Annotated in this window: 9 protein-coding genes; 4 read left to right on the top strand and 5 right to left on the bottom strand. The window is 61.8% G+C overall.

What is annotated here, in order from left to right; all coding sequences use genetic code 11:
* Window positions 1-10 precede the first annotated feature (10 nt).
* Entirely contained in the window at window positions 11-1,417 is a 1,407-nt protein-coding gene (locus tag GOX01_RS07020; protein WP_011252723.1) for an FAD-binding oxidoreductase, read from the top strand.
* On the top strand, window positions 1,414-1,947 hold the full coding sequence (locus GOX01_RS07025; protein WP_011252722.1) for a HutD family protein: 534 nt from the start codon (window positions 1,414-1,416) through the stop codon (window positions 1,945-1,947). The genes GOX01_RS07020 and GOX01_RS07025 overlap by 4 nt, the downstream gene beginning before the upstream one ends.
* On the opposite strand, the gene GOX01_RS07030 is transcribed toward GOX01_RS07025, so the two are convergent.
* The 5 genes from GOX01_RS07030 to GOX01_RS07050 all read right to left on the bottom strand — a co-directional run bounded on the left by GOX01_RS07030 (window position 1,940) and on the right by GOX01_RS07050 (window position 8,634).
* Window positions 1,940-3,085 (bottom strand): alpha-hydroxy acid oxidase, encoded by a 1,146-nt coding sequence (locus GOX01_RS07030; protein WP_011252721.1) that lies wholly within the window; start codon window positions 3,083-3,085, stop codon window positions 1,940-1,942. The two genes, GOX01_RS07025 and GOX01_RS07030, sit on opposite strands and share 8 nt — an antisense overlap.
* 23 nt (window positions 3,086-3,108) lie before the next feature.
* Window positions 3,109-4,656, bottom strand: a complete 1,548-nt coding sequence (gene hutH, locus GOX01_RS07035) for a histidine ammonia-lyase (RefSeq protein WP_062269723.1) — start codon at window positions 4,654-4,656, stop codon at window positions 3,109-3,111.
* A 7-nt stretch (window positions 4,657-4,663) separates the two neighbouring features.
* Window positions 4,664-6,349: a urocanate hydratase gene (gene hutU, locus GOX01_RS07040; RefSeq protein ID WP_011252719.1), complete on the bottom strand. Its 1,686-nt coding sequence runs from the start codon at window positions 6,347-6,349 to the stop codon at window positions 4,664-4,666.
* An 86-nt stretch (window positions 6,350-6,435) separates the two neighbouring features.
* Window positions 6,436-7,251 carry an N-formylglutamate deformylase gene (gene hutG / locus GOX01_RS07045; protein WP_011252718.1) on the bottom strand — a complete coding sequence of 272 codons (816 nt, stop codon included), beginning with the start codon at window positions 7,249-7,251 and terminating at the stop codon, window positions 6,436-6,438.
* 21 nt (window positions 7,252-7,272) lie between these two features.
* Complete coding sequence (locus GOX01_RS07050; protein ID WP_011252717.1) at window positions 7,273-8,634, bottom strand: formimidoylglutamate deiminase; 1,362 nt, start codon at window positions 8,632-8,634, stop codon at window positions 7,273-7,275.
* 128 nt (window positions 8,635-8,762) lie between these two features.
* On the opposite strand from GOX01_RS07050, the gene hutI reads away from it, so the two are divergent.
* Entirely contained in the window at window positions 8,763-10,001 is a 1,239-nt protein-coding gene (gene hutI / locus GOX01_RS07055) for an imidazolonepropionase (protein WP_062269727.1), read from the top strand.
* Between the two features lie 98 nt (window positions 10,002-10,099).
* Window positions 10,100-10,840 (top strand): histidine utilization repressor, encoded by a 741-nt coding sequence (gene hutC, locus GOX01_RS07060; RefSeq protein ID WP_011252715.1) that lies wholly within the window; start codon window positions 10,100-10,102, stop codon window positions 10,838-10,840.
* The last annotated feature ends 200 nt before the right edge of the window (window positions 10,841-11,040 follow it).

The raw sequence follows: 11,040 nt of genomic DNA on the forward strand, positions 1-11,040 counted from the left end.
GGAACGCGCCATGACCGGCCCCTCTGCCGCCGAACGCGCCGCCCGGCGTCTCTCCCCTCTTTTCGGGGATCGCCTGACCGCCAACGAGACGGTCCGCGATCATCACGCCCACGGCGAAGGATGGCGCCACCCGGATCAGACGCTGCTGCCGGCGTATGTCCTGTTTGCCCGCACAACGCAGGACGTGTCCGACGCCCTGCGGATCTGCCATGAGGAAAACGTTCCCGTCATTCCCTTCGGCGGCGGCACCTCTCTTGAAGGACAGCTGACGCCCGTTCCCGGTTGCATCAGCGTCGATCTGTCCATGATGACGGATATTCTCGACGTCTCGCCCGAGAACCTGACCTGCCGCGTGCAGGCGGGCGTGACCCGGCAGGATCTGAACCTCCATCTGCGGACACAGGGCCTGTTCTTTCCGGTCGATCCCGGGGGCGAGGCGACGTTTGGCGGAATGTGCGCGACCCGGGCGTCCGGCACCGGCGCCATGCGCTACGGCACCATGCGCGCCAACGTGCTGGGCCTGACGGCCGTTCTGGCCGACGGACGTATCCTCCATACAGGGGGCGCCGTGCGCAAGGCCGCCACAGGCTATGATCTGACGGGGTTGCTCATCGGTTCGGAAGGCACGCTGGCCGTCATCACGGAAGTCCAGGCCCAGCTCCATCCCATCCCCGAGGCCGTGGGGGCTGCGGTCTGCCAGTTCCCGACACTGGCCTGCGCCGTGGAGACGGCTGTCCTCGTGATCCAGTGCGGCCTGACGGTCGGCCGGATGGAACTGCTCGACGACGTCCAGATGGACGCCTGCATCCAGTACTCCCACCTCACGGGCTACGACGCCCTCCCCACCATGTTCTTCGAGCTGACAGGCTCCCCCGCCAGCGTCGCGGAGCAGGAAACAGTGCTGCGCGATCTCGTGGAAGGCCAGGGTGGCCAGTCCTTCCGCTGGGCCACCGCAACCGAGGAGCGCAACACGCTGTGGAAGGCGCGTCATGACGCCTTCTGGGCCTGCATGGCCTATCGCCCCGGCTACAGAGGCATCACCACGGACGCCATCGTCCCCATCGCCGCCCTGACGGAACTCATGACCGGCGCCAGAGCCGATATCGACGCCTCCGGCCTGCTGGCCCCCATTGTCGGCCATGTCGGAGACGGCAATTTCCACACCGTCATCCTGATCCCCCCCAATGACGCGGATGCCGAAAAGCGCGCCCTCGAACTGGATCATAAAATCATCCGCCGCGCCCTCTCGCTGGGCGGCTCCGCAAGTGGCGAACACGGGATCGGCCTCGCAAAACAGATCTTCATGACCGAAGAACACGAACCTGCCGCCCTGTCCGTCATGCGCGCCATCAAGAGCGCACTGGACCCGAAGAACATCCTCAACCCCGGAAAACTCGTTCCCGCAGACGTCCCATGAGCATTCGGCACATCCGTCTGCCCACCGTGTCCGCAAGCCCATGGAAAAATGGTGCCGGCACCACCCGCCTGCTGACCGAACAGCCGGAATGGCGCCTCAGCGTCGCCAGCATCACCCAACCCGCACGGTTCTCCAGCTTTGCGGGTCTGTTCAGACAGATGGGACTTCTGACCGGGAACGGCGTCCGGCTTTTTCCCGTTTCGGGCGCTCCACCCCTTCTGCTGGATCAGCCCGGCAGCGTGATCCGGTTCAGTGGCGACCTCCCCCTGACCGGCGCACCTCTGAACGGCCCGGTAGACGTCCTGAACCTGATGCGCCCTGATGGCAGCACAGGCCCGGACCTGACCGCCATCACGCCCGAAAATCTTCCTTCAGATGCTCTGCTGGGTTTTATCGCCGTAGACGGGCACTGGGACGTTACGACCAAAGAGCAGCATTACACGCTCGCACCGGGAGACATCCTTCTGAGCGAAATCCCCTTTAAGCTCACGGTCCTGAAAGCGGGTCAGATCGCCTACGCCGTCACCTGACCGGCCGGAGCGCTGCCACTCCCTGCGCCCGCAGCGACGCAAGATCCACCATCCCGCCCAGACGCAGGACATCGCGGATTTCACCGCCCAGCCCGTCTACCAGACTGCGAACGCCTCTCTCACCACCCGCAGCAAGTGCCCAGGCCCAGGGACGGCCGATCCCCACAGCCTTCGCGCCCAGCGCCAGCGCGGTCACGACGTCCCCGCCCCAGCGGACACCCCCATCAAGAATGACGTCCGTCTCCCCCTTCAGGGCCTCGACAATGTCCGACAGGACGGAAAGCGACGACGGAGCCGGGTCCATCTGCCGCCCCCCATGATTGGAAACGATCACCGTCTGCGCCCCCGCCTTCTGGCAGGCCAGCGCGTCCCCGGCGTCCATGATTCCCTTCACGGCAAGCTGCCCCGGCCAGACGGAGCGCAGCCAATCCAGATCCTTCCAGGTCAGCGTCGGATCGATCTGGGACGCCGCATTCCTAGCCTGCTCCATCAGGTTACTGCCCATGCCATAAGGCGCCAGATTGCCGATTTTCGGCATCCCGTTCCGCAGCATCCCCGCCGTCCAGCGCGGATGCGCGGCCATGGACAGCACATGCCGCAGGGACGGACGCGTCAGATTGCGAAAGCCGTTGCGCACATCGCGCAGCCGGAGCGGCGTGATCGGCGTATCAACTGTCAGGATAATGTTCCGGATGCCGCAGCTCTCCGCCCGGCGCAGCATGTCGCGGGTAATGCCCCGGTCACGGAACACATAGATCTGGGCCGCGAGCGTCACGCCCGGCACCCGGGAGAGCGTCTCCAGCGACTGAATGGCGAATGTGGACACCGCCATCGGCAATCCCGCTGAAGCCGCAACCCGCGCAGCCCGGATTTCGCCGTCCGGACACATCAGGCCGCCGAAGCCCAGCGGGGCAAACATGAACGGGAGCCGATGCGTGGCCCCCAGAAAAGACCCGGACAGGTCGCAGTCCGAAACATCCACCAGACATTTCGGAACAACCGCCCAGCGTTCAAAGGCCCGGCGATTGGCCCGGACGGTGCGCTCCGAATGGGAGCCACCGTTGACATAATCTCGGAAAATACGGGGAAGAACCCTGTCAGCCCGCCGATGCAAAGCCGCAATGCCGTGATGGTCCATTCCCCGTTGTTCTCCCGTTCCGATCAGCCCTCAAGAGCAGGCAGGGCAACGCCTGACCCGACACAGCTTCCCAGAGCGCCATCGATGATGAGCGCGCGGGCAGCTTCCATGTCCGGCGTGAACAGCCGGTCCTGGGCAAAGAAGGGCACAGTTTTCCGCAACGTCTTCGCGACTTCAAGCAGCGGCGCGGACGTTTCCAGCGGCGCCAGGAAATCAAGTCCCTGCACGGCCGCCAGATATTCAACCGCAATGATCGTCCGGACATTGTCCACGATATCGCCGACGCGACGCGCGGCAAACGTCGCCATGGAGACGTGATCTTCCTGGTTGGCCGAAGTCGGTAGACTGTCCACACTCGCCGGATGGGCCAGCGTCTTGTTTTCGGACGCCAGAGCCGCAGCCGTCACCTGCGCGATCATGAAACCGGAGTTCAGCCCGCTGTCCTGCACCAGGAACGGCGGAAGACCGCTCATCTGTGCATCGACCAGCAGCGCCAGACGCCGCTCAGCAATCGCCCCGACTTCGGAGACAGCAATTGCCATGAGATCCGCGGCAATCGCCACAGGCTCGGCATGGAAATTGCCACCCGAGATCATCTCATCCGTGTCCGGGAAGTGGATCGGATTGTCTGAAACCGCATTCGCCTCGATCACCAGAACCCGCGCCGCCTGACGCAGATTGTCCAGACAGGCACCCATGACCTGCGGCTGGCAGCGCAGGCAGTACGGATCCTGAACCCGCTCGTCATCCTCGAGATGCGATGCCCGGATGGCAGACCCCTGCATCAGCGCACGATAGACCGCCGCACACTCGATCTGCCCTTTCTGACCGCGCAGTTCATGCAGACGCGGATCGAACGGCGCATCCGTGCCCCGCGCCGCATCAAGCGTCAGGCCACCCGTGATAAGGGCCGCATGAAACAGCCGCTCGGCATCAAGAAGCGCCGCAATCGCCAGCGCCGTAGAGGCCTGCGTGCCGTTCAGAAGGGCCAGACCCTCCTTGGCCCCCAGAACCAGAGGCTCAAGCCCGGCCGCCTTCAGGGCCTCGTCGCCTTTGAGGCGCTTACCCTGATAGAATGCCTCACCTTCACCGATCACCACAGCCGACATATGCGCCAGTGGAGCCAGATCGCCCGAAGCGCCAACCGATCCCTTCTCCGGAATAACGGGCACAACGCCTTGGTTCAGCATGTCCAGCAGAAGCTGCACGATCTGCGGACGCACACCCGAATAGCCACGCGCCAGACCATTGGCCTTGAGCAGCAGGATCAGGCGCACCACACGCTCCGGCATCGGCTGACCGATCCCCGCAGCATGGCTCAGCACCAGATTGCGCTGCAGATCGCGCAGACGGTCATCGGGAATCCGGGTCTTCGCGAGTTTTCCGAAACCCGTATTCACCCCATAGACAGGCTCGCCACGCCCGACGATCCGCTCCACGGACTCCGCCGCACGCTGCAGGGCCTCAAAGGTCCCGTCGTCCAGACGGACATCCATCTGGCCGAAATAGAAGTCCCGCAGGTCGCTGAGCGTGATCTTGCCGGGCGTGATTGTAAAAATGCTGGTTGTCATGATGATCTCAGGCTCCGCGGGTGATCATGGGAAGGTCGAGGCCCTTCTCGCGGGCACAGTCAGTTGCAATGTCGTAACCGGCATCTGCGTGCCGCATGACGCCCGTAGCCGGGTCGTTCCACAGCACCCGCTCCAGACGCCGCGCCGCATCCGGCGTACCATCTGCCACAATCACCATGCCGGAATGCTGGGAGAAGCCCATGCCGACGCCACCGCCATGATGCAGGGACACCCAGGTCGCGCCCGACGCCGTATTGAGCAGCGCATTCAGCAGCGGCCAGTCGGACACAGCGTCCGATCCGTCACGCATGCTCTCGGTCTCACGGTTCGGACTGGCGACCGAACCACTGTCCAGATGGTCACGGCCAATCACGATCGGGCCCTTGAGCTCACCGCTGGCCACCATTTCGTTGAACGCCAGTCCCAGACGGTGACGGTCCCCCAGACCGACCCAGCAGATGCGCGAAGGCAGTCCCTGGAAGTGGATCTTCTCCCGCGCCATATCGAGCCAGTTATGAAGATGCTTGTCGTCCGGCAGCAGTTCCTTGACCTTCTGGTCCGTCTTGAAGATGTCTTCCGGATCCCCCGAAAGCGCTGCCCAGCGGAACGGCCCGATACCCCGGCAGAACAGCGGGCGGATATAGGCCGGCACGAAGCCCGGGAAGGCAAAGGCGTCTTCAAGCCCTTCGTCAAAGGCCATCTGGCGGATGTTGTTGCCGTAATCGAAAGTCGGAATGCCCTGGCGATGGAACGCCACCATGGCCTCGACCTGAAGCCGCATGGACTCCCGCGCCGCCTTCTCAACCGCCGCAGGATTGGTAATCCGCATCTTCTCGGCCTGCTCCAGCGACCATCCGGCCGGCAGATAACCGTTCAGCGGATCATGGGCGGAGGTCTGATCCGTCACACCATCCGGACGGATGCCGCGCCGTACCAGTTCCGGGAAGACTTCGGCAGCATTTCCCAGAAGACCCACGGAAACGGCCTCGCCTTTCGCACAGGCGTCCTGAATGATTTCCAGAGCCTCATCGAGCGTATCGACCTGACGGTCCAGATATCCCGTCTCAAGCCGCTTGCGGATGCGGGACGGCTCACATTCGACCGCCAGCATGGACGCACCAGCCATGACAGCCGCCAGAGGCTGCGCCCCGCTCATGCCGCCCAGACCGCCCGTCAGAATCCAGCGCCCCTTGAGGTTCCCGCCATAATACTGGCGCCCCATTTCCACGAAGGTCTCGTACGTGCCCTGAACAATGCCCTGCGAGCCGATATAGATCCACGATCCCGCCGTCATCTGCCCGTACATCATGAGCCCGGCCCGATCGAGTTCGTTGAACTTCTCCCAGGTCGCCCAGTGCGGCACGAGGTTGGAGTTCGCGATCAGCACACGCGGCGCATCGGCATGCGTCCGGAATACGCCAACCGGCTTGCCGGACTGCACCAGAAGCGTCTGGTCGTCTTCCAGATCACGCAGCGCCTCGACGATCCTGTCATAGCAGTCCCAGTTCCGCGCCGCGCGACCGATGCCGCCATAGACAACGAGCTCGGACGGCTTTTCCGCCACGTCGGGATCCAGATTGTTCATCAGCATCCGGAGCGGCGCTTCCGTCTGCCAGCTCTTGGCCGAGAGTTCAGGCCCGGTCGGGGCACGGATGACACGATCATTCGAAAGGCGGTTGCCGGGATCACTCATGGGCTTCATCCTGTATGAACTTGTATATACCAATACTCAAATCGCTCTGCGGAATTGTCAATCCATTTATGAAATGACATCGGGATTTATTTTCCCGAACAGGCCGCCTCGGGCCGCCAGCACAGCGCAGTCTCAAGCAGGCCATCGATCATCCGCGACAGACGCACCGCCTTCTCCAGATCGATCGGCCAGGGCGCCTCTCCGCTCCGCAGATAGGTGGACTGCGCAATTTCAAGCTGGATGGCATGGATGCCACGCTCTGGCTGGCCGTAATGCCGCGTCGTGTATCCACCCTTGAAACGCCCATTGACGACATGGCTATAAGCCACGTTTCCAGCCAGCCTCTGCCCCAGAAGAGTCTGCAATTCCCCGTCGCAGGACTGTCCGCTATTGGTCCCCAGGTTCAGATCCGGAAGTGTCCCCTCAAACAGCCGGGGAATGGTCGATTTGATGGAATGCCCGTCCCACAGAACCGCCCATCCCCATTTCTGACGAAGCCGCTCCAGCTCTTCCGCAACAGCATCATGATAGGGACGCCAGTAAGCCTCCCGCCGCTCGGCAATCTCGCTTTCGTCCGGTGCCTGCCCCTCATGGTAAATGGGCTGCCCGTCAAACGTCAGCGCCGGCACAAGCCCCGTGCTGGGCCGCCCCGGATAAAGCGCCGCATCGTCAGCGCCGCGGTTCAAATCCACCACATAACGGGAATGATTGGCCTTCAGCACTCCCATACCCTTCGACAGCGCACCGGCATAAAGATGTTCCATATACCAGTCGGTATCAGGCAACTGACGCCCGCGTTCCGTCATCCGCCTTTCCATCCCGGGCGCCAGATGGCAGCCGGAATGCGGCAGGGTCACAAGCACAGGCATTGTCCCGCGAACAAAGGAAAAAACATCCGTCATGGTCAGGATTTCCTTGTAAGATCAGAGATCAAGAAGAGTGCGCACGGTGCGCCGGAACGCAGCCGTTACAGCGTCATGATTGAGGTGCCGTCCATCGCGCACGCGCCACTGGCCACCACACAGCACATCCTTCATAGGCGGCTGGCGTGATCCGAAAATAGCCGCATCAAGAACGGCATCATCCTGAAGATACGGCAGCGGCAGCAGATCCTCGTCCAACACGCACAGATCCGCCCGCGCCCCGGCAACCAACCCCCAGGACTCAAGCCCGCAGGCCCGTCGCCCGCCATCCAGCGCCTGCCGATACAGCCATCCACCCGTAGACCCCAGCATCTCCGCCGGCAGAGCCGCGCATCGCGTCTGCGTAAAAAGCCTCTGCCCGTATTCCAGAGTGCGCAGCTCTTCCCAAGGGCTGATCAGGACATTGCTGTCGCTTCCAATCCCGAAGCGTCCCCCGTCATTTACATAAGGCGCAAGCGGGAAAAGCCCGTCCCCCAGATTGGCTTCCGTGATCGGACAAAGCCCCGCCACCGCTCCGGAACGCGCCATCCCCGCAACCTCGGAAGCGGACAGATGGGTCGCATGCACCAGACACCACCGCTCATCCACATCCGTCTGAGACAGCAGATATTCCACAGGCCGCGCGCCCACGAAGGCGACGCACTCCTCCACTTCCTTCTGCTGCTCGGCGACATGGATATGAACAGGGCCCGTCTGCACAGACAGAAGATCCGAAGCCGTCTCCAGATCAACCGCCCGCAGCGAATGCAGACCCAACCCAACAGAGAGCAGCGGCGTTTCTGCCCAGGCCGACCGGGTCTCGCTGATGATCCTGCCGATGAGTTCCGGCGTCGTCGCGAACCGTTCCTGCGCCTCCTGAAGCGGACGCCCGTCAAAGCCCCCGCGCTCGTACAGCGTCGGCAGAAGCGTCAGACCAATACCAACCGCCTGCGCCGCCTCACCGACGCGCAGGGACATCTCCGCCACCTGCCCGTAAGTCGCTCCACCCGGCGCATGATGCAGATAATGGAATTCCGCGACCTGCGTATATCCGACCGTCAGCATTTCCATATACAGGTAGCTTGCAATATCCTGCATCTGTTCGGGCAAAATGCGATGCGCGAGCTGATACATCAGCCGCCGCCAGGTCCAGAACGTATCCGCCGGATTCTGCCGGCTCTCCGCCAGTCCCGCCATGCCCCGCTGAAAAGCATGGGAATGCAGACTCAGCTGCGACGGAACAACAATCGCTTTCCGCTCGACATCCGCAGATATCCGGGCGTCCGGGACAATCGATTCGAAACACCCGTCAGGAGAAACGGTAATCCGCACATTCCGGTGCCAGCCGTCCGGCAGCAGGGCCTGCTCTGCAAACAGTTCCATAACCTCGACATTCCTTCCCTCATCACGCGGAAAGTCTTTGCTTTTCCCGTTGGTTGCATGATGATAATGGAATTGTAAGACTTGTATATACCACCACGACAGATTTGATGGCGCAAGGAAGAACGCGAATGTGGGATACGCTCTGGACAGACATTCATGTCGCGACGGCCGACCCGGCGCTCATTTCGGATCAGGACGGCTATGGCTGCATCCACAATGCCGCCATCGGAATTGAAAACGGACGCATCAGCTGGATCGGAGCAGCCCGTGACCTGCCAGACGCTCCGCAAAACCTGGCGCATAAGATCCACTCGGGAAACGGCCTGTGGATGACGCCGGGCCTCGTGGACGCCCACACCCATGTCATTTACGCGGGCGACCGCAGCCTGGAATTCGCGGAACGCCTCAATGGCGGCTCCTACGAGGAAATCGCACGCAAGGGCGGCGGGATCATCTCTACAGTTAACGCCACCCGCCACGTCTCCGAAGACGAACTCTTTGACGTCACAGCGCGCCGCGTACGACGCATGATCGCCGAGGGCACGACAACCCTTGAGATGAAATCGGGCTATGGCCTGACTCTGCAGGACGAACTCAAACAGCTCCGCGTTGCCCGCGCCATCGGCACCGCCCTGCCCGTACGTGTTCACGCAACTTTCCTCGGTGCCCACGCCCTGCCGTCGGAATTCAAAGACCGGCAGGATGATTATGTCTCCCACCTCATCACCGACATTCTCCCTCAGGCCGTGGAAGAAAAGCTGATCGACAGTATTGACGGCTTCTGTGAAAACATCGCCTTCACCCCCGATCAGATCGAACGTCTCTTCATCGCGGCAAACGACCTGAAAATCCCCGTCCGCCTCCATTCCGAGCAGCTCTCAAACAGCGGCGGCACCAAGCTGGCCGCACGTTACGGCGCCCTCTCGACCGACCATCTGGAATATGTCGTGGAAGACGACGTCATCGACCTGGCTCATGCCGGCACGGTCGCGATGCTGCTTCCGGGAGCCTTCTATTTCATCCGCGAAACGCGCATGCCGCCCGTAGACCTGTTCCGAAAACACAATGTTCCCATGGGACTTGCCACAGACTGCAATCCCGGAACCTCCCCAAGCGTCAGCCTTACAGGCATCATGAACATGGCCTGCACCCTGTTCCGCATGACGCCCGAAGAAACCTTCTCGGCCGTAACCCGGATCGGGGCCCAGGCTCTGGGGCTTCAGAACGTAACCGGCAGCCTGACAACCGGACAGACTGCGGACATGCTTCTGTGGGACCTCGCCGGCCCACACGAACTCTCGTACTGGATTGGCGGCAGAAGGCCAGTTCAGCGAGTTTTTGACGGTAAACTAAACCCTGTGATATAAAGTTGCATATTCTTATCCATACAACCTCTTGTCTAAATAATCGTTTCGCCAGGATGTTTTTTGGATTGCCGCTTCCCAGCTGAAGGACAGCCCGCGACATGAAAATGGACGTCTCCCGGGAACGCTCTCCCGCTCGGTACGAACAGGTCAAACTCTACATTACCGAGCGCATTCAGGACGGCGAATGGAAAGAAGGCCAGAAACTCCCGTCCGAGAGCGAACTGGTCGAACTCCTCGGGGTCTCCCGCATGACGGTCCACCGGGCCCTTCGTGAACTGATGACCGAAGGCGTCGTGGTCCGCGCGCAGGGTGTGGGAACATTCGTCTCGCGCCCTTCGCCAAAGGCTGACCTTCTGGAACTTCACGATATCGCTGACGATATCCTGAGCTCAGGACACGTCCATACCGCCCGCGTCATCACGCTGGAAGCCATCCGCGCCGATATCGATCTCGCGTTTTCCTTCGACATGCGTCCCGGCAGCAAGCTGTTCCATTCCGTGATCGTCCATTTCGAAGACGATATCCCGCTTCAGGTGGAAGAACGTTTCGTCTCTCCGGCATTCGCGCCCGAATACCTCCAGCAGGACTTCACCCTCACCCATCCGCACCGGCACCTTTACCATATCTCCGGCCCCGACGAGATCGAACACGTCGTGTTCGCCGTCTCTCCAACGCCGGAGCTACAATCGCTGCTGGACATCGGCCCCCACGAACCCTGCCTCCAGCTCGTACGCCGCACATGGGTCAAAGGCCGCGTCGTCATGAAAGGTATCTTCACCTACCCCGGCAACCGTTACAGCTTGGGCGGCCGTCGCAAATCTTCCTCAGATAATTTTTAGTCGCCCCCAGCGACCAAAACACGGTCTTGGAAACGTTTACCGCATTATCTTCTCTTGAGACGCAGAGCGGGCGGAGCACAGGATTGAGTTGGAGGGTAAGCTGATTGCGGTTTTAAACGCGGGCCGAACGACAAAAGCCCAGAACGCAAAAAACGCCTCAGGCAATGAAGCTGAGGCGTTGGATGAGAGTTCGTAAAGAT

The organism is Gluconobacter oxydans (assembly GCF_006539685.1).
GTDB classification, from domain to species: Bacteria; Pseudomonadota; Alphaproteobacteria; order Acetobacterales; family Acetobacteraceae; genus Gluconobacter; species Gluconobacter oxydans.

Coding starts and splice junctions, on each gene's coding strand:
- GOX01_RS07020 (WP_011252723.1), top strand. CDS start 11: ATGACCGGCCCCTCTGCCGCCGAACGCGCCGCCCGGCGTCTCTCCCCT.
- GOX01_RS07025 (WP_011252722.1), top strand. CDS start 1,414: ATGAGCATTCGGCACATCCGTCTGCCCACCGTGTCCGCAAGCCCATGG.
- GOX01_RS07030 (WP_011252721.1), bottom strand. CDS start 3,085: ATGGACCATCACGGCATTGCGGCTTTGCATCGGCGGGCTGACAGGGTT.
- hutH (WP_062269723.1), bottom strand. CDS start 4,656: ATGACAACCAGCATTTTTACAATCACGCCCGGCAAGATCACGCTCAGC.
- hutU (WP_011252719.1), bottom strand. CDS start 6,349: ATGAGTGATCCCGGCAACCGCCTTTCGAATGATCGTGTCATCCGTGCC.
- hutG (WP_011252718.1), bottom strand. CDS start 7,251: ATGACGGATGTTTTTTCCTTTGTTCGCGGGACAATGCCTGTGCTTGTG.
- GOX01_RS07050 (WP_011252717.1), bottom strand. CDS start 8,634: ATGGAACTGTTTGCAGAGCAGGCCCTGCTGCCGGACGGCTGGCACCGG.
- hutI (WP_062269727.1), top strand. CDS start 8,763: ATGTGGGATACGCTCTGGACAGACATTCATGTCGCGACGGCCGACCCG.
- hutC (WP_011252715.1), top strand. CDS start 10,100: ATGAAAATGGACGTCTCCCGGGAACGCTCTCCCGCTCGGTACGAACAG.